An 18,643-nucleotide genomic window follows, 5' to 3' on the forward strand; every position below is an offset into this window, starting at 1 on the left:
GAGAAACCAAGCCGCTCAGGCATCTGCCTGACGGCAGTACGCGATCATCTCATCGACACTCATTGAAGCCTTGTCGACTTTCCCGCCGCTGGGAGCCGCAGCCGCGGGCTCAGGGGCCGCTTCTTCAGCGGATTCCTCAGCGGCTTGCTCTTCCACTTCTGGTTCTGGCTCGTCGGCGGGCGCTTCTTCTTTGGCCGCAGGTCCCGCGCCACCACGGGCTGCAGCGAGCATATCGGCGACCGACATCTTGGAACGGTCGACTTTCGCTGGCTTGTCGCTTGCGGCGGGTTTCGCAGGTGCTGAAGCAGCCGGCGCCGCTTTTTTCGCTTTCGGGGCAGCTTCGGTTTCTGCTTTCGCACCGCCTCGTGCCGCGGCGAGAATGTCTGCTGTCGAGCTGGGCTTGTTCGCCTTGGCGACTGCCTCTTTCCCGGCTGAACCTTGTTGGCGAGCCAGTTCTAACGGTGAGAGTTTCTTCTCGCCGTCAGCTTTGGGCTTGTCAGCGGCCTTCTTGGGAGCCGCTTTCTTGGCCGCTGGCTTCTTCTCTTCCTTGGGCTTGGGAGCCGGCTTGTCGACGACCTTCAAATAGTCCAAGTCGATATCGAACCAACCTGTGCTGAGGTTGTAATCGATGAACTCCACCAACGCGCGACCACTCATGTTGACGGTCTTTACTTGGCCGACGAGGTCCTTGAAGCGTGCCAACTCGGCACGGCTGGGGTCAACGGCGACGTACTTGTCGGTGTACTCAGACTTGATCTTTTCGATTTGGTCGAACATCTTGCGCGAGGGTATAGGAGGCGTCAGTGGCTTAGTGCGAACTGCCTATTTTGACGCACCAATCGCGTCCTGACAATGACCGAAGTGCTGCCGTTTCGCGGGGTGTTTCTTGCGGGTCAGCCTCCTGCGGGCCATAATCCGAGGACATCAATTCCTTAACCTCGCCCGAAGGCCCCTCATGCTCTCGAAACCGACCCGTTTTACCGTATCCGTATTGTTTGCCGTTTGTTTGATCTCAGGAGCGATCTGTTCACTCGCTAACGCGAAGGAATACCTCTCTGGGATTCAATGGGAAGAGCCGAAAATCGTCACGCCAGGCAAGACGAACGACAGGGCTCCTTCCGACGCCATTGTGCTGTTCGATGGGAAAAACCTCGATGCTTGGAACAACGGCGAGAACTGGAAAATCGAGGACGGTGTCGCGACCGTAGGTAAGGGCGGCATCACGACGAAGCAGAAATTCGGCGACTGCCAATTGCACATCGAATGGTCTTCGCCGACGACTTCAGGCGACGCGAAGAGTCAGCAGCGTGGAAACAGCGGCGTGTTCTTCGGTCGCTACGAGCTGCAAGTTCTTGATTCCTACGAAAACAAGACTTACTTCGATGGCCAGGCGGGTGGCATCTACAAGCAGACCCCACCTTGGGCGAACGCCATGCGACCACCGGGCGAGTGGAACACTTACGACATCATTTGGACTGCGCCACAGTTCAACGAGGACGGTTCGCTCAAAAGCCCCGCCTACATCACCGCGATTCACAACGGCGTGGTGGTTCAGAACCACTTTGAGCTACAAGGCGATACGCCTTATGAAAGGCCGCCTAGCTACAAGCCACATGGAAAGCTGCCGATCTTTCTTCAAGACCACAACAACCCGGTCCGTTATCGCAACATGTGGGTGCGTGAAATCAAGCCTCCCGTTGGTGAGCGAGTGCATCCGCCGAGCATCAAGGAAGGTGATAAGTTGGTGCCGGTGGAGAAGGAAAACGAAGTCACTGGGAAAGTAACTGTCAATGGGGCGCCCGTTGTCGGTGGCACGATACGCTTTTTTCATGAGATCAAAGATCCCGAAGGTGCTATGCGCGTTTATGAAGTTCCCTTAGATAAGCAAGGTGGATTCAGACATCGGCTTAAGGCGAGGTCCTATAAAGTGCAACTGGCGGACAACGAGGCGATCCCTAAAAAATATCAACTTAAGCAAACGACAGGCTTGGTGGTTGAAGTTGTCGACGGTGACAATGTCTTCAACTTTGACCTCGCTTCGAATTAGGCCTGTAAGGTGCGTGAGCGACAGCGAACGCATCATCGTGACATTTCCCGGTTCCGAGCCGTGATGCGTTAGCACTCGGGTTGAAGCTTTGGCGAAGTGCTACCCGTGAGCTTACGCTTCACGGCTCAGTGAGAGTGTATATCGCCACCGCACGGTTGCAGGCAGTTGATCTGGTGGGGCGATCTCTCTACGCACCAACAATTCTTGCTGATGGTAGGCGACTTCAACCGGCGGGGTTCCCTGAGGTTCATCCTTGAGCGGCAGGGCAGCGATGTCGAGCTTGCCCAGAGGTGTTTTCACGGAGTGAATGGCTTCACCAGACGCGAGTGTCGATTCGTAGGAGAGCTGGTAGACGCTACTCACCCGCGGGATGGCTGCCTTCATGCGACAGGCGGCGTCGAACAGGATGCCGGGCTTCTGGGGGTCGTTCGAAGGTTCGACCGTGAGCGACCAATGGCAGGACCCGCTCATGCCGACCAGCGCGGCAAACTTGCGTCCCGCGATTTCTTCCAGGTTAAGATCCTGATAAGCGGGGCTTTCATGGTTGCTCGAAATTCCAGCCTCGACGGATTCCAGGGCTAGCACGCTCCGTTCGCCCGCGACGAGGTAGATTTTGTGGCAGTAGCGGTCGGCGAGTTGAAAGAACTCGACGCGGACGCCACGACTGTTCTCATCCAGTGACTCAACCGATTTATTATTAATCACAGAGGACACGGAGAACACGGAGGTTGTTGGAGAGCCAAAGCTCGAAAGGGTAATTGCAATTCGAAATGTTAGTGTTTTTTGGCGAGAGTATTATGCAGTGAAAGACGATTGATTTCGCTTAATTTCTTGCAGCTTGTCAGCCTTGCGAGAATTATGCATCGAACCTCCGTGTTCTCCGTGATCTCTGTGGTAAAAAAATCTAATCGTCGCCTTCCTCGACAGGCTGCCCTGCCCTCCAGCGTAAAGTCGACTCGAGAAAACCTTGAATGTCGCCGTCGAGCACTGCGTGGAAGTTACCCATTTGGAACTTCGTGCGGGCATCTTTCACGCGTTGGTCGGGGTGAAGGAAGTAGTTGCGGATTTGCGAGCCGAAGCCGGTCTTGGCCTGGTTCTGGTATTTGGCAGCGTCCTCTTGCTCGCGTTTTTCTTCCTCGTGGCGGGCCATTTGGGCGCGGAGCATTTTCCAGGCGGTGGCGCGGTTTTTGTGTTGGCTTCGTTCGTTCTGACATTGCACGACGATGCCGGTTGGCTCGTGCGTCAAACGCACAGCACTGTCGGTCTTATTGACGTGTTGCCCTCCTGCCCCGCTGGCACGGTAGGTGTCGACACGCACGTCGGACTCGTTGATCTCGATCTCGACCGAATCAGAAATCTCCGGCGAGACGTCCACGGCTGCGAAACTGGTCTGTCGTTTTCCTTCCGAATTGAACGGACTGATCCGTACTAATCGATGGATGCCGGTTTCGCCTTTGAGGTAGCCGTAGGCCATCGGGCCGCGGAGGGCGATCGTGGCGTTGTTGATGCCGGCTTCCTCGTTATCTTGGCGGTCGATGAGTTCAGCCGAGTATTCGTTCTTCTGCCCCCACTGCAGATACATCCGCAGGAGCATCTCCGCCCAGTCGTTGGCGTCGGTCCCGCCATCGCGGGCGTTGATCGTGATGATCGCCCCGGCGGCGTCGTGCGGGCCGCTGAGCAGGGCTTGCAGTTTTAGTTCTTCGACGATTTTTTCCAAACGGACGATTTCGCCCTGAGCTTCCGTGGCGAAAGCCTCGTCCTCAGCCGCCATTTCGACCATCGCATCGAGGTCATCGCTGGCGGAAAGGGCCTCATCGAGCGGCTTGAGAATTGCCACGAGGTTACTCCGCTCTTGAACGAGCGGCTGAGCCGTCTCCTGATCGTCCCAGAACGTAGGGGCGGCCATGGCTTGGTCGATTTCGGTGACCCGCTGCTGCTTGCCTAGGCAGTCAAAGAGAGTCCCGCAGTTGGGTGATTGCTTGGCGAATCGCCTCGGCCCGGTCGAGCCATTCCTTTTCCAACATCAGTGCGGGACTCCTGGTAAGTTTGCATGTAACAAGCGGTATTCTAGCTGAAAGTGTCGAACCGCAAAGGACACAAAGAAACAATGTTTAGCCGCCGAGCTTGCTCGGCGCTCGGACTAAACGCGGTGCTAACGCCGGGCAAGCTCGGCGGCTAAACGCTTGTTTGCAGAGAATGCGGCTCATAAACTCGGTGTATGGCCAGAGTCGTACTAGCAATGTCAGGAGGCGTCGATTCGAGTGTCGCTGCGCACTTGCTTCTTGAAGCGGGGCATGAGGTGATCGGGGTGTTCATGCGGCATGGGCACGAGTCGCCAGTCGCCTGTGCCACTGAGGCGAGCCAAACTTCTTCGCTCGTGGAGTTGCCCGTGGTCAACCGACTCGACCACAAGCAGGGTTGTTGCACGGCGGCGGATGCTGAGGATGCACGGCGCGTGGCGGATCGGCTTGCGATTCCGTTCTATGCCTTGAACCTCGACCGCGAGTTCAAGCAGATTATCGACTACTTCGTCGATGAGTACACTGCCGGTCGAACGCCGAATCCGTGCGTTCAGTGCAACAACTGGATCAAATTCGGCAAGCTGTTCGACTACGCGGATAGTGTTGGTGCGCAGTACGTGGCGACCGGGCACTATGCGCGGCTGGAAGGCGAAAGACTGCTGCGGGGCATCGATCAAGGCAAAGATCAGTCGTATGTCCTGTTCGGCATCAAGCGAAAGTACCTCAGTCGAATGCTGCTGCCGGTTGGCGGATTTGAGAAGCCAACCATCCGTCAGATCGCTGGCGAGATGGGGATGAACGTCGCGGAGAAGAAAGATAGCCAAGAGATTTGCTTCGTCACACGCGGCCGCTACGATGAGTTCGTTCGCAAAGAGCGAGGAACTGAGCAGCATGTAGATACTTCCGGCGAACTCGTCACAACTGAGGGCACGGTCGTTGGCGAGCATCAAGGGATCGAAGGCTTTACGGTAGGACAGAGAAAGGGGCTCGGAGTCGCGCTCGGCGAGCCGAAATTCGTGGTGCGGATCGAAGCCGATTCTCGCCGGGTGGTGCTTGGGGATCGTGAAGAATTGGGACGTAGCAACCTTACTGCTCGCGATTGTAACTGGCTGGTCGACCTCCACTACGTTCCCCAGCGGTGCGAGGTGCAGATCCGTTACAACGCCCCGGCTGCCCCGGCGGAAGTCGAGATTTGCAATGACGGCACGCTAGCGGTGCTGTTCGACGAGCCCCAGTTTGCCGTTGCTCCTGGGCAGGCAGCCGTGGTGTTTGACGGTGATCGGGTCCTGGGAGGCGGGTGGATTGAGTAGTCGGCCTACTTCTCTCGACTCCTACGATCGATTATTCTTCAACAAGTAGAGACTTCCGAATCTGATCGAACAATTTAGGAAATCGATGATGTCCGTTCCTCTCCTCCTTGGAATCGAAACTAGCCAGGTAGTCATTCTTGTTGCCATCGGCTTTGGGCTGTTGATCTGCCTTGTCGTTGTCGGGCTGTTCATCAAGTTTGGGAATCTCTGGTTGCAGGCTTATACATCCAATGCGCGAGTGAGCATGCTAAGCCTGTTGGGTATGACGCTTCGCCAAGTGAACCCGCGGACGATCGTTGATGCGAAAATTCAAGCGATGCAAGCCGGTGTTGGAACCGACGCTCAAACCGGCATCACGACGCAACGACTCGAGGCCCACTATCTGGCTGGTGGTGACGTGCCACGCGTGATCAACGCGATCATCGCGGCTCAGCGGGCGGACATCGATCTTGATTTCGACCGTGCGGCAGCGATTGACCTCGCGGGGCGTGACGTTCTCGACGCGGTGCGGACGAGCGTCTATCCCAAAGTGATCGATTGCCCCGACCCTGAGCGTTCCTCGAAGACGACACTCAGCGCGGTCGCCCGCAATGGTGTCGAATTGAAGATCCGCGCTCGCGTGACGGTGCGGACGAACTTGCAGCAGTTGATTGGCGGTGCCACCGAGGAAACGATTATCGCTCGTGTGGGTGAAGGCATCATTACCTCGATCGGCTCCGCGGAGGATCACCTCGAAGTGATGGAGAATCCAGATCGCATCTCCAAGGCAGTATTGGAACGCGGGCTCGACGCACACACGGCATTTGAAATCGTTTCGATCGATATCGCCGACATCGACATTGGCGAAAACATCGGTGCCCGTTTGCAAGCCGATCAAGCCGAGGCCGATACGCGAATGGCTCAAGCTCGAGCTGAACAACGCAAGGCGAACGCAATGGCCCGCGAACAAGAGATGAAAGCCGACGTGGCTTTGAATCGGGCTCAGGTCGTCCTCGCTCAGGCAGAAGTTCCTCAGGCCATGGCCGATGCGTTCCGTCAAGGGAACCTGGCAACGATCGGGAGTAACGGGGCGGGCTAGGCCGCTAGCGGCTAGAAGACCCCCTCGCCGAAGCCGTCGCTTCTCTTTTCGGTGCCCTGCCCTGCTTGTTTTTTCGTTGGGCTCTTCGTCCCGTCGTGAGCTTCGTCGACTCGATGATTTTCGGTTTTTGGCGTGCGATAGTCGAGGTCGAAGTCGTCGTATCGCGACTTGTAGTTGGGCTGCTTCGCGAGTTCGAGCTCTTCGTAGTAGGCACTGACTACGTGTTCCTGGATCATCTCGCGGCAGGAAGAGTTGATCGGGTGCGCGATGTCCGCGTAGAGCTTGGCCCGACCATCGTTGTCCGTTGGAAGCCGATCTTGCGGGAGCTTCACTCCGCACTGATTACAGTGGGGAGCACGCAGATGGTTCTTCATACCGCATTTAGGACAGTGGGCGGTAAGCTTGCGGCTAGGCATGGCGACGAACGGGCCGCTGGTGCCTTCAATAATCTTTAAATCGCGTACGACGAAGCAATCGTCAAAGGTGATCGAACAGAACGCTTTGAGGCGTTCTCCCGGTTCATCCATGAGCTTGATGCGTACTTCAGTGATGTCCACGGTGGTCTCCCTGCGTGCTTCCTGCCAAGCACGCTAATGGCAAGTCGATGTCGTCCAAACCGTCCCGTGTGTCCTGTCATGTGCTCCGCCAACAGCAGTTTCAGAAACAGTCCCTCGCTGATTGCTACCCTGCATCCAGTCTAAATTACTTCTCAATCTCCCTGCAACGTGATTCGCATGACTCGCACTTCGGCAAAGGCAAAAGAACGCAGAGCCGCTGCCGGTCATCATGCCCCCCCAGGGGTTGGTCTCATTGAGTCTTTGCACAAGACGCTGGAGACTAGGCTCAATTTGGCAAATGACGTCTTGGAAAGAGTTTCGCATCTGACTAGCGGCTTTGTGGAGGCGGCCTCCCCGCAGCAACCCGATGAGTGATTCCAACGCGGTTGTTTTCTTCGCTGTTTCGGGATCGTCGTAGGGCACAGCTTGAAGCGCGGAGAAAGCTTCACGTGTTGAAACCGTTTCCGTCGGCTTAACAACGACAAAGTGAAGCTTTTGTAAACCTCGGACAGCTTGCGTTCGTTCACCCCGTCCTTGGCAGACGGCGGGACCTCCCGCGAGGAAGAAGGGGACGTCGCTGCCGAGTTTTGCGGCTAAGCGGGCGAGCCGCTGGTTTGGGTAGTTAAGTCCCCAAGCACGGTTCGCCAGCATCAAGGCCGCTGCGGCGTCGCTGCTGCCGCCACCCATTCCCGCTTGCGTGGGGATGCGTTTCGTCAGAGTGAAAACGCCCTGAGGAGCGGTGCCAGCCTCTTTGGCGAGCAACTCAACCGCTCGGACAACGAGGTTCGTTTGGTCTGCTGGCGTGTCGCCGGAAGTAGGATTTGTAAGGCGAAAACTAAACGGGGAACTCTCTTTCGATGCAGTGGGTGTCCATGAGAGCGTATCAAACAGGCGAACGGGAACCATCAGGGTTTCCAATTCGTGGAACCCATCGTCACGCTTACCCAGTACCTCAAGAGAAAGATTCAGCTTGGCCGGGGCTAGTGCGGTCCAGTTTTCGGGGCTCTTCGTGAGAGTTCGCGAGACAAGCATGGGGTTGGTCGAAGTTGTGAATCAGCGCAAGGTTCGTTGCGAAAAGCGTAGCAGCTAACGCGGCTACAAGTTACCTTCTTTGAACGGTCGTGCCCCCACTACCGTCATCTGCTACTGCCCGACTCTTCATTCAACCGAAGATAACAGCCGCGTCACAACCTTAATTCGCTAGATTCGGCGAAGAGGCAGGTCGGGACTAGAATGACGCTTCGTTCTCTAAGGTTGTTCGGATTCACGCGTTGAGACCCAGTCAGTCTCGACGGAAAGCTCCGCGACGATTCAAGGCACCACTCCAGGGCAAGCAATAATTTGCTCGCCTTCTGAGGCGACCACCGTTGGAATCGATCACGACTCTGTCGAATCCACAGGGTTGCAGAATAAGGCGTTTCAGATACCGGGTCAACTTAATCTGACGTGCTTAGATGGACATTAACCCGCAAAATCAGGAGATTTGCGCAGAACATTGTTCCGTAGTACATTATCTGAGAAAGTGAGCGCAATCGTGGCTTAGAGTTTAAGAAAGACGTTCACTGAATTTCCAGATGAACAAGTCGAAGTCTAGGAGCAGTCGAGTTTGAGCAAATCAATTTCTGAAACAGTTGCATTGTTCGCCAAAGGCTTGCTGATGGGCAGTGCGGACATCGTCCCGGGGGTCTCTGGAGGGACCATCGCGCTAATTGTCGGGATCTACGAAAGATTAGTTACCGCGATCAGTCGGTTTGATGCTCAGCTAGTGAAGCTGATTGTTGGAAGGCAATGGAAGGAGGCCGCGGAGCGGGTCGATCTTCGCTTCCTAGTAACGCTCGGCGCGGGGATACTTACTGGTGTGGCCGCTTTGGCAACCTTGATGCATTATTTACTTGAGCATCAACGCAGTCCCACTCTGGCGGTGTTCTTCGGGCTGATTCTCGCTTCGGCACTTTTGGTTGGGCGAATGGTAAAGCCGAAGGACTCGGGACAGGCGCTGCTCTGTGTTGTCGCAGGAATTCTTGGTGCCGCATTTGCCTTCTGGTTGGTCGGGCTCGAAGCAATTCAAGCTTCCGAAAATCTTGGTTATTTCTTCCTCTGCGGGATGGTCGCGATCTGCGCAATGATCCTGCCCGGGATCAGTGGTGCGTTCATTCTGCTGATCCTGGGAGCCTACGAATCGGTTACCAAGATCATCAAGGACCTGACGCACCTAGAATTCACCACTGCCGGATTGATGCAGTTGGGAGTTTTCGCTGCTGGTTGCGCGATCGGCCTGATCGGGTTCGCCAAGCTGTTGCGTTGGCTACTGGAACACTATCACAACTTAACGATGGCCGTGTTGTGCGGCTTCATGATCGGTTCACTGAAGAGAATCTGGCCCTTTCAGGTTGATACGACTCCTGAAGTTGAGCGACTATCTCTGAAGAAGTTTGAGATCGTTATGCCGGATTCCTGGAACGCACAGTGCACAACCTGCTTGTTGTTGGCAGTCGTGGCGTTTGTCGCGGTGTTGGCGGTGGAGCGTTTGGCCAAAGTGAAAGAATGATGACTGTAGGGAACGCTCTCCGCGGCGTTCCGTAAGTCCAAGGCTAGCGGAACGCCGCGGAGGGAGCTCCCTACAGAGAGCTTGCCGCGATCGCTTGAATCTCTGCCTGAATCACCTCCGGCTCGCGATCCGCATCAATGACGTGCAAGCTCTTGCCCATCACTTTGGCTTCAGCCAGAAAGCCCGCGCGAAGTTGGTTGCGATAGTCGTCGCCACGGCTTTCGACGCGGTCGAGTTCGCGATTCAATCGTTGTAGTGCCTTGGCGGGATCCATATCGAGTAAGAAAGTACAGTCGGGTGAAATGCCATCGGTGGCAACTTTGCCTACCGTGCGAACCTCTTCGACCGACAGACCTCCCGCATAGCCTTGGTAGACGATATTGGCCAGCAGGAACCGATCTGAGACGACGGTCTTTCCTTGCGACAAAGCAGGTTTGATGATTTCCTCAACCAGTTGCGCTCGGGCCGCCATATAAAGGAGCATCTCGCTCCGAGCGGAGATCGTCGTTTCTTCACCGCTATTGAGAACAATCTCGCGAAGCTTTTCGCCCAGCAGCGTCGTGCCCGGATCGCGACAGAAAACGACTTCCCTGCCCTGCCCTTGCAACCAATCGCAAAACTGCTCGATCTGAGTCGTCTTGCCGACACCGTCGATACCATCGAAAGAGACAAACATAGCGTGCTTAGTCTACTGAGTTTGTCGCTATGACGATACCAGCGTGGTCTCAGGTTGCCTCTGCTCCGTTGTATCTTTCGTGCATCCGGTTGATTCGACCCGCGACAAGCTTTCGGAGTTTCGTTGGTTTGAGGACCTCTGCCTGATCGCCGTAGCCAAGGATCCACCAAGCGATTTCATGCAGCCCTGAGACCTGGACCCTAAAGTCGAGACTGCCGTTAGGGAGTTGCTTCGTGCGTTGCGTTTTGTGCCAGCGGACTTCGGCCACGTTGCGAGCGACAAGCGGATCGAAACGGATGTGGACTTGCTGATCTCGGCCCGACTCTGGCATGATCCGCCAGGCATTTCCCAAGTACTTTTCCAGCGAGAACGCTTTGGGAATCGAGTAGTCTGTGTTGCTAGGTGTTAGCAAGCTAATGCGATTGACACGAAAAGTTCGCACTTCCCGATGTAGCGAGCTGCGTCCGATGACATACCAACTGTGCTGGCTGAATAGCAGTTGGTAGGGGCGCAGGCGTGTCTTGATCTGTTCCCACTCGGTGAGGCTCTCATACTCGATTGCGACGACCTTACCAGTCTTCAGTGCCGTCTGTAGGTCGCGGAACGTTTGGCGATGTCCTGCGATTTGACTCACAGCGCCCAAGCGGATGTCGAGTGATCCGGCGACGGTGCGAACTTCTTCCCGCAACGGTTCTGGGAGCATGCTCTCCAGCTTCATCGCCGCTCGGCGTGCCGGCTCTCCGAAGGGGAGTTGCCCTTTGCCGTTGCCTAGATTATCCGCCAAGGCAATCAGTGAGAGCGCTTCTTCGGCGGTGAAATTGGTTGGCGGCAGAAAGAAGTCGTCGTCGATCCAGTAGGCGTCCCGCTGGCGGTCGAACTTCAGGGGGACACCCGCTTCGCGAAGTGTTTCCAGGTCTCGAAAGATAGTTCGTCGACTGACACTGCAGGCTTTGGCAAGGCCTGCTGCGTTCTCGTGGTTACCTGCCTGCAGGGTTTCCAGCAGCTTGAGGAGTCGCGTGATTCGCTTCGAATTCATCTTGAGGGGCAAGCGTCGTGAAGGCGGAATTCTGAGGCGGCTGACTCGCTGGCGGTTGAGTGTTGTTAGAGAGCCAACCACTCAGGCCGTTCGCGGGCGACGAGGTGTAGATTATATCTTGTGGAATCCTCTGCGCCGAATTGCCGCCTCCAGTTTGCGGCAAGGGCTGCAGATGGGTGGCTTGCAGCACTTGGCCGACTCGATTGGGCATCTGCGGCCAGGCTTGGGCGCTCGGATCGGGTAACGGTGCTGGGATGTTTTCCTGCTGCACGGCAGGGTCTTCCGTTTGCAGATTGCTACCTTCGGGTCCTTGCTCGGTTGCCGGAATCGGATCGACGGTCGTCTGAGGGAGTGCCTCGACGGGCTGCATCATCGGCATTGCCATTTGAGCCTGTGGACCACGGCTAATCACGTTTGGTCTTGTGTAGCCGTAGTCGAGATACTTGCTCGCGTCACGCTGACGAGCACGCCACAGGGCGTCGAACTTCGCCTTGTTCGGCCACGGCCCTTCTGCCAGGTAGACACCGTTGTATTCCAGGAGCGTCCCTTTGCGGAAATGAACTCGCATGATCGCTCGGTTGAAATCGACGAGCGAACGATAGTAGGCACTCTCCGCCTCCGCACGACGACGTTGTGCGTCGAGCAGGACATCCAGTGTGACGGTTCCCGAGTCGTAAATAGCATTGAACGCGTCGACCTCATCTTGGCTGGCAACACGACGCATGAAGTTGGTCTTCACCACTCCAAAGTTATGATCGACGTCACGGATAGCATCGCCAAGCTGGTGGGAGACTTCCAGTTCCAAGTCTTGGAGGACTGCTCTCTCGCGAGCGAGTAACAACTGGTGATGTCTGACGCCACTGAGAGCCCTTCGGAAGCCGATCGGCAGGGTGAATTGGAGATCGATTTGCCATTCCTGATAATCACCGCCGGTGAGGACCTCGAAGGCGTTTGAGCCATCCAAGAAGGGGTCGATTCCGTTGCGGTCGGAGCGAAGGAGTTGGTCGCCCGCACCGAGCCAACGATAGCGTCCGCCCAAATCTAAACGCGGCAGGAGGTGATTGCGGGAAGCAATCAATTCCAATTCACGGCGTTTTACCTGCCACTTTTGGCGACGGAGTTCAGCACGACCTGTGAGGGCCTCGCCATGGATCGCTGCCCAATCGAAATGCACCTGAGCCGTGGTTGGCTCGTCAATCGGTCGGAAGAGCCGTCCGTCGGAGTGGCTGAGCCCCATGATGTAGCGTAGTCGGTTCTCGACGCGGAAGAGGTTTGTCAGTGCCGTCTCGACTTGGGAGCGGAACAAGTAGTATTGGGAGCGAGCCTGGGCTTCCTTGTCCGCCTCGCCCCCTTCACCGCCTGCTTCCTGCAGGGCTTTGATTTTTCGCCACGTTTCCAAGGCACTGTCCCGTCCGATCTTCCGTGCGTCGAGGTCGCGATAGGCGAAGTAGAGTTCCCAGTAAGCGTCCTCGACGTCACGCATCAGGTTGCGGACGCCAATCTCGAAGTCGGCGAGCGTCACATCGTGACGAATCCGTGCGATGATCACACCGTCGATGTTGTTGACGAAGCCGCTGGCGGCTTGTTGGAACGTTTGCACGCCGGCGATCCGGTTGTATTGCGTGCCCCGGCCTTGCAACAAAGGATGTGTAAACGCAGCTTCGAAGTTGGTGGTCCAATCACTGGCTTGCGTACGGCTGCCGTTGTTGTTTTGCTCGTAGTTCGTATTGTTGCGAAATTCGAAGGTACTACCGTCGGCAGTGGCTTTTGTGATGCCGATCGTGCCTATGCCTAGGTCTTGGCGGAATTGCGGAGCGAAGAAGTCAGGTGCGGCAGCGAGACCGAAGTTTTGGGGGCGGTCGTTGTAGTTCCAGGTGATGCTACTATCTAACTGAGCATCGAACTCGGCGAGCGCGGCCTCGACACCGGTGCCGCTAAAGGCACTCCCTGTGCCCGTGCCGTTGCCACTCTCGACGAGTGCCGCATCATAAGTCGTGGTGATGTTCGCGCCGTTGCTTGCAGAAATCGTTTCCGGTGTCGTGGCTGAGATATTTTGTCCGCCGTCAGCAATCCGCCCGCCAAGCTGACGCATCACATTGCTGTTTTCCAAAGTGATGCGAGTGACTTGTTCCAGGGTGATGTCTTGAACCTCGAAATTCTCAGAATTCGCGAGCGTTAACGGTGCCCCCGCTGCGGTCACTTCTTCGAGCGGCTGTTCGCAGACGTCCGGGTACTCGATGTCCGTCGCGAGATCCATGTAATGAGAGAGATCGCCGTCTTCACGGAAGAAGATCGGTTGCACCGGCTGGCAGCCAGTGGCAAATGTCAGAACGCACAGGAGAAGTACCAAGGACTCCTTGGCCTGGTTGCGTGTTGTCGCGGTGAGTCGGAGGGGAGGCATGTGCTGGTTTTCCTAGCCTTGGTTCGCCCTAGAGCGAACACGTCGATACCCCGACTGGCAGTTTGCCAATCGGCTTGCCCCCCCGGGCAGGACTGCTCAGAGTCAGCCGCGCGAAATCCAGCGCGCAGCCGAGACGTTAGAGCCGTCATAAACGGTATCGGCGGCCTAATCGGCAAACTTTCACAGCAGTTGCCGGAATTGCGAAGAAGTGGTGCTAGCAGTGCTTGCAACGGTCTCCGAGCCGTCAGGCGTAAGCCGGCGGGTAGTGGCTTGAGAGAGTTTCACCCGTCGGGTTACGCCTGACAGCTCAGGAGGGAAACCAGCGTAGTATTAGGGCAAGCCCCAGCCGACCGTGAGCCAACCGCTATCACTCTCTAGCTGGCGCAGAGTGAGTTCCCCCAGGTCGGGGATACGCAGCGCCGGGATGGGAATCTCTTTGGGGATCCCCTCGCCTCGCTCAGCCCGGTCGTTCATGTTCTTTGCTAGCGTACTGCGAAAGCCACTCTTGGCGGTGGACATCTTTTTGTCCCATGCGGGATCGAATCCGGTGGGCAAGACTTCGATCTTTCCAACTCGTCTCAAGAGAATGCCATTGCCGTCTTTGAGGATTTCATAAGTGACCACGAAGTCCCAATTTTTGAACTCTCGCTCCTCAGAAGTCAATTGCGAGGCCCTCATCCGGATGGCAACCTTACCGTCCTTAAACGCAACACTTGCCGGGAAGTCATTGTTGAGCGTGATCGACCATGGCTGGAAGTTGCTCTCCTGATCGCCTTGGTCGGGATTGGTTTCGCCGGTGGGATCAGCCAAGACCGGTTCAGCGACAACTTCGGCCACTTCTTTCACCTTGCGGCGAGATTGCTGAACCTTCTTCAGCCACTTCGGGGCGTCGCCAGAAACCTGCTGGGGTTGGTCCGCATCGTCCTGCGAGAGGGTCACTCCTGACAGCACAAGTGGCAAGTAATTGTTGACCGCCGACTCGTGCAATTGGAAATAAAGATCGTGGCCCAAGCGTACGGGCGTTGGTGGGACCGACGCACCTAGCTGCGTCGAGCGAGCAATCGTTGCTTCAACACCCAGGTCGTGACTCGTCGAGTTCCAGCGGAAGTACTCGGGGACTAAGTCTCGACGCGTGAGCGGCGTAACAACGCGATCCAAGTACCGCTTTCTGCCGTTGACCATGAGGGCATTCACTTCTTCATCAAAGCCGGTGGCAACCTTGACCTCGGCATGTTGGGCGGCGATACGCTCAGCCTGATGCTTGCTCTCGCCGACGCGTTTCCAGGCAATTTTTTCAACGATCCGTCTTCCGAATTTGCCGCCAGTTTTACGAATGGCGTTCGTGCGGGTCTTGGTACGTGCTGTTGCATCGGCGGTGTTCACGAAGAAGGCGTCGTCGCTGAAGAGGAGTTGCTTCGTCGAAGTGAATGTTGTCTGACCCGTGCTGTAGATTTTCACTGGTTTGTTGTAGCCCACGGTCCGCGACGAAGTTCTTCCCGTGAAAACTGTCTGGAGTACGATTTGGCTGTCCGACGGCTCCGTGCGAAACGTCACGGTCCCCTGGGTACAGGCGGTGCCCCGGATACTGGTTCCCAGGATGCAATCCACCACCGGCTGCTGGTTGGTGACGGGGCGTTGTGCTGTCCGATTGAGGAAATTCAACGAGACGCGAGCCACGACGTTCGGCTTCGAGAGCCGACCTTTGATTGCGGAGACTAAAGAAGGAGAATCCCCAAGCTGCTTGGCAAGCCGGTAGACGTTGGTAATCTTCCAATGGGTTTCACTCGTTGGTTTCTCGCTGTGGCGCTCAAGTTGCTGCTCCAGCCCCTTGAGAAGTCCGTCGAATGCGGCACTGGCGTCACGAACCTTGGCGGTCGTTGCCCAAGTTACCGTAGGAATAAAGCTCTCTAGGTTGTCTGCAACGCCACGGAAGACATCAAGCTCGAGCCCCGGTTCATTCCTGCGGAAGCGAGCGAGCACTTTCCCTAAGTTGCTAAGCGATTCTCGTGTCAGCTTATGATCGTCCTCAAGTTGAGGCTCGAGTAGGTCCCAGTGCAGGTAGTCTTTCCACGTTGCCGCTAAGGATGAGCCGAGGTCGAGCGTTTGCTCCAAATTTCTCGCCGACTGGCGAAGCTGAGCACGGGCTTCGGCGAGTTGCGACTCAGTGATGGGCGAATGATCGCCGCGGGCCGCTGCTGCGTAGTCGGATAGCTTGCCGCTGTCTGGTGTTTTTAGTTCGCGGGACCAGTTAGTCAGCGCGTTCCGTGCCTCAACGAAGCGTCTCATCCGCAGTCCGTCAGCTTCGCTGCGAAACTTCCGCAGGGAACGCATCACGACTGCGGGGTCGGGCTCGTCGGACTCAAGTTCGCCGCGAAGATCCTCAAGAAACAGGTAGCGTCGCCAACGCTCCAGCTTCGGGCTTTCCTCTTCGCCCTTGGCAATCCAAGACTCCAACTCGTCGAGTTTCGATTCGACTCGCTGTGCAGACAGAGACTTCGCCGCCTCGTCCTCATTCGCTCTTAAGGGGGACAATGGAAGTAGGGCAAAGCCGAGAAGGACGAAAAGTAATTGCTTCCTGCGATAGTAGATTCCTGGCATCAACCGCCTCCCCAAAAGTCGTTCAGTTCATCCTCTATTCTAATTGGCCCGTAGAGTTTGCGTAAATCCCCTGGTTTGCGGGGAGAATGCTGCAAATGGAGCCTTGAAGCAAGAAGACGCTCAGACGGAGATTCAGTCTTGCTGAGGCGGAACGTAGCGGAGTCGTCCTGGATCGCCCTCGAAGAGCTCCATTGCCTTTTGAACGAAAGGTTGGGCTGCCGCCTCAGACTGTTCGCGGCGTCTTCGTTCGACCACGCTCTCGGTGGGCTGGGCTGCGGCGTTGGGGTCGTCGTGCGTCCCCAGAATTAGCTTCACGGGCCGTCCTGCCGCCTTCGCTAGCGCCGCTTCGAGCCGGTTACGATTGGCCGGTCGCTCGCAAGCATCGCGGTGAAATTGCTGGTGGTCGGGAAAACTGGCTAGCACGCGGCCTTGGGAATCGATCGAGATGCGATTCGCGAACGAAGCGCTGTCGGCGGTCATCCCTTCGATAGAAGCGAGAGCCTGCGCCCAGATCGCTTCGATCTGCATTGGGTCAAGTGCCTCATCAGCCGCTGGGGTCTCAGCAGGCTTCGGTGGTGTTGCCACAGCGACAGCAGGCTCAGTTTCTTGGGTTGCCACCGCGTTTGGAGCGGCAGCCGAGTCCGGGGGAGACTCCTGCGGGCGAACTTCAGCCACGGTAGCCGCAATGACTTCCGGGGGCGTTGGCAACTTTGAAGTCGCCGAAGAACTTGGCTCGGCTTGAGACGGCTCTGCTGGTTGGACTGCGGGGTGCTCAGTGTCGTTTTTTTTTGAGTCTGTTACTTGAGATCTCGACGCTTGAGAGCCCGCGGCCTGAGAGTTTGACGCTACTTCGACCGGACTACCGGCGGCAACACGGGCTGCGAGTGCCGCGAGCTCGTCGAGGTTCTCTAAGTGGCAGATTCTGACGATTGCCATTTCTGCAAGCGTGCGTGTCTGGGTGCTTACCCGGAGTCGCGCAGCGGTTTGGTCTAAGACTTGGGAAATCGCCAACAAATTCTGCACACCGAGTTTTTCAGCGAAGCCCTGCATTTCGTCCCGTTGGCCAGGCAGGGCGTAGAGCAGTTGGTTCTCGTCGCAGCCGACGGCTTGAGTCATGACATCTCGGAAATAGCCAAGCAATTGATCGATGAGTTGTCCGACTTCCGCCCCTTCGTTGATGGCGGCGTCGAGTTCAGAGAGGGCTTGGGACGCGTTACGGGCGACGAGTGGCTCAATGAGGCGGCTAAGTCGCGAAGCGGGGGCGATGCCTAGCAGTTCAGTCACGTCAGTCGTCGTGATCTGGGTGCTGCCGGTCGAGAGAAGTTGCTCAAGCAATGATTGGCTATCACGCATCGAACCGGCGGCCCGCATCGCGAGGATTTGCAAGGCATCATCCTCAACTTCAACGCGCTCGGCGGCGGCGATCTGAGCGAGGCGGTTCTGGATCGACGTGGTTTCGATCCCAGCGAAATCGTAACGCTGACACCGAGAGAGGATCGTGATCGGGATCTTGTTCGGCTCAGTTGTCGCGAAGATGAACTTCACGTGCTCTGGCGGTTCTTCCAACGTCTTGAGAAGCGCGTTGAACGCTTCTTTCGTCAGCATGTGGACTTCATCAATGATGTAGATCTTGAAGCGAGCACGGCTGGGCCGCACGGCGACGTTCTGGCGGAGCTGGCGAATCTCGTCGATACCACGATTGCTGGCACCGTCGATTTCCAGGACATCGACATCATCGCCGCTGGAGACGCTTTCGCAGATTTCGCACTCGTTGCAGGGCTGCTGTGCCGGGCCTTGGACGCAGTTGAGCGCCTTGGCCAAGATCCGCGCCGCAGAAGTCTTGCCAACTCCACGAGCTCCAGTGAAGAGATAGGCGTGGCCGACGCGATCGCTGGCAATCGCTCCAGTAAGAGCCTTGGCGACGTGCTGCTGGCCAATGAGCTCCTCAAACGCCTGTGGCCGATACCGCCGTGCCACGACGACGTAATCGCCATCGTTTATCGCATTTGGGGCGGTGGTGTCGCTCATGGAAGGAAACTTGCGCAAAAAATGTTTCGCCGCCGGGCTTGCTCGGCGTTGGGCTCACCGGCAAGGATTTGGCTTTGCAGGAGTGCCATCGCTGAGCAAGCTCAGCGGCGAAATGAAGATGCTGAGTCAAACGCGAATTCTAGGAGAGAACGTCGATCGTCGGCGAGAGGCCCCCACACAAAGAAGCTCAAACTTATGGCTGCTGCGTTTCCACCCTGACCAGGTTCGTAAGGCCCCCATTGCAGGGACCCCTCGCCGACGACCGTCGTAACGCTTATCGTAGGTCACGTGCCGAGGAGAGTCAAAGGGGCACGTTTTCATCGCAGAAACAGGAAATAATCCC

13 protein-coding genes, 1 other RNA gene and 1 pseudogene are annotated in these 18,643 nt (G+C 56.7%); 4 read left to right on the top strand and 11 right to left on the bottom strand.

Annotated features, from left to right (window positions below):
- Positions 1-15 precede the first annotated feature (15 nt).
- The gene (locus RIB44_00975) at positions 16-777 is read right to left on the bottom strand and encodes a hypothetical protein (protein ID MEQ8615146.1); all 762 of its coding nucleotides are present in this window, start codon (positions 775-777) and stop codon (positions 16-18) included.
- Positions 778-955: 178 nt separating this feature from the next.
- Between RIB44_00975 and RIB44_00980 the strand changes: the two genes are divergently transcribed.
- On the top strand, positions 956-2,047 hold the full coding sequence (locus tag RIB44_00980) for a DUF1080 domain-containing protein (protein MEQ8615147.1): 1,092 nt from the start codon (positions 956-958) through the stop codon (positions 2,045-2,047).
- Positions 2,048-2,158: 111 nt separating this feature from the next.
- On the opposite strand, the gene RIB44_00985 is transcribed toward RIB44_00980, so the two are convergent.
- Positions 2,159-2,761 carry a hypothetical protein gene (locus tag RIB44_00985; protein ID MEQ8615148.1) on the bottom strand — a complete coding sequence of 201 codons (603 nt, stop codon included), beginning with the start codon at positions 2,759-2,761 and terminating at the stop codon, positions 2,159-2,161.
- A 190-nt stretch (positions 2,762-2,951) separates the two neighbouring features.
- Positions 2,952-4,010: pseudogene (prfB, locus tag RIB44_00990) on the bottom strand (peptide chain release factor 2).
- A 255-nt stretch (positions 4,011-4,265) separates the two neighbouring features.
- Between prfB and mnmA the strand changes: the two are divergent.
- A complete protein-coding gene (gene mnmA / locus RIB44_00995; protein MEQ8615149.1) occupies positions 4,266-5,378 on the top strand; it encodes a tRNA 2-thiouridine(34) synthase MnmA in 1,113 nt (370 codons plus the stop codon).
- 88 nt (positions 5,379-5,466) lie between these two features.
- On the top strand, positions 5,467-6,456 hold the full coding sequence (floA, locus tag RIB44_01000; protein ID MEQ8615150.1) for a flotillin-like protein FloA: 990 nt from the start codon (positions 5,467-5,469) through the stop codon (positions 6,454-6,456).
- Positions 6,457-6,467: 11 nt separating this feature from the next.
- On the opposite strand, the gene RIB44_01005 is transcribed toward floA, so the two are convergent.
- Positions 6,468-7,013, bottom strand: a complete 546-nt coding sequence (locus RIB44_01005) for a SpoVG family protein (GenBank protein ID MEQ8615151.1) — start codon at positions 7,011-7,013, stop codon at positions 6,468-6,470.
- 33 nt (positions 7,014-7,046) lie between these two features.
- Complete coding sequence (locus RIB44_01010; GenBank protein MEQ8615152.1) at positions 7,047-8,045, bottom strand: 4-(cytidine 5'-diphospho)-2-C-methyl-D-erythritol kinase; 999 nt, start codon at positions 8,043-8,045, stop codon at positions 7,047-7,049.
- A 574-nt stretch (positions 8,046-8,619) separates the two neighbouring features.
- Here RIB44_01010 and RIB44_01015 point away from each other — a divergent pair.
- On the top strand, positions 8,620-9,561 hold the full coding sequence (locus RIB44_01015; GenBank protein MEQ8615153.1) for a DUF368 domain-containing protein: 942 nt from the start codon (positions 8,620-8,622) through the stop codon (positions 9,559-9,561).
- A gap of 70 nt (positions 9,562-9,631) precedes the next feature.
- On the opposite strand, the gene tmk is transcribed toward RIB44_01015, so the two are convergent.
- The 6 genes from tmk to ffs all read right to left on the bottom strand — a co-directional run bounded on the left by tmk (position 9,632) and on the right by ffs (position 18,555).
- Positions 9,632-10,237, bottom strand: coding sequence for a dTMP kinase (gene tmk, locus RIB44_01020; GenBank protein ID MEQ8615154.1), 606 nt, complete (start codon positions 10,235-10,237; stop codon positions 9,632-9,634).
- Positions 10,238-10,286: 49 nt separating this feature from the next.
- Positions 10,287-11,273, bottom strand: coding sequence for a WYL domain-containing protein (locus RIB44_01025; protein MEQ8615155.1), 987 nt, complete (start codon positions 11,271-11,273; stop codon positions 10,287-10,289).
- Positions 11,215-13,674: a TolC family protein gene (locus RIB44_01030; GenBank protein MEQ8615156.1), complete on the bottom strand. Its 2,460-nt coding sequence runs from the start codon at positions 13,672-13,674 to the stop codon at positions 11,215-11,217. Before RIB44_01030 ends, RIB44_01025 begins: the two co-directional genes overlap by 59 nt.
- Positions 13,675-14,004: 330 nt before the next feature.
- The gene (locus tag RIB44_01035) at positions 14,005-16,272 is read right to left on the bottom strand and encodes a hypothetical protein (GenBank protein ID MEQ8615157.1); all 2,268 of its coding nucleotides are present in this window, start codon (positions 16,270-16,272) and stop codon (positions 14,005-14,007) included.
- A 132-nt stretch (positions 16,273-16,404) separates the two neighbouring features.
- Entirely contained in the window at positions 16,405-18,300 is a 1,896-nt protein-coding gene (gene dnaX, locus RIB44_01040) for a DNA polymerase III subunit gamma/tau (GenBank protein MEQ8615158.1), read from the bottom strand.
- A 160-nt stretch (positions 18,301-18,460) separates the two neighbouring features.
- Positions 18,461-18,555: signal recognition particle sRNA small type (gene ffs / locus RIB44_01045), an RNA gene on the bottom strand.
- Positions 18,556-18,643 lie beyond the last annotated feature (88 nt).

Source organism: Lacipirellulaceae bacterium, assembly GCA_040218535.1.
Lineage (GTDB): Bacteria > Planctomycetota > Planctomycetia > Pirellulales > Lacipirellulaceae > Adhaeretor.

Coding starts and splice junctions, on each gene's coding strand:
- floA (MEQ8615150.1), top strand. CDS start 5,467: ATGTCCGTTCCTCTCCTCCTTGGAATCGAAACTAGCCAGGTAGTCATT.
- tmk (MEQ8615154.1), bottom strand. CDS start 10,237: ATGTTTGTCTCTTTCGATGGTATCGACGGTGTCGGCAAGACGACTCAG.
- RIB44_00975 (MEQ8615146.1), bottom strand. CDS start 777: ATGTTCGACCAAATCGAAAAGATCAAGTCTGAGTACACCGACAAGTAC.
- RIB44_01025 (MEQ8615155.1), bottom strand. CDS start 11,273: ATGAATTCGAAGCGAATCACGCGACTCCTCAAGCTGCTGGAAACCCTG.
- mnmA (MEQ8615149.1), top strand. CDS start 4,266: ATGGCCAGAGTCGTACTAGCAATGTCAGGAGGCGTCGATTCGAGTGTC.
- dnaX (MEQ8615158.1), bottom strand. CDS start 18,300: ATGAGCGACACCACCGCCCCAAATGCGATAAACGATGGCGATTACGTC.
- RIB44_00980 (MEQ8615147.1), top strand. CDS start 956: ATGCTCTCGAAACCGACCCGTTTTACCGTATCCGTATTGTTTGCCGTT.
- RIB44_01010 (MEQ8615152.1), bottom strand. CDS start 8,045: ATGCTTGTCTCGCGAACTCTCACGAAGAGCCCCGAAAACTGGACCGCA.
- RIB44_01035 (MEQ8615157.1), bottom strand. CDS start 16,272: ATGCCAGGAATCTACTATCGCAGGAAGCAATTACTTTTCGTCCTTCTC.
- RIB44_01030 (MEQ8615156.1), bottom strand. CDS start 13,674: ATGCCTCCCCTCCGACTCACCGCGACAACACGCAACCAGGCCAAGGAG.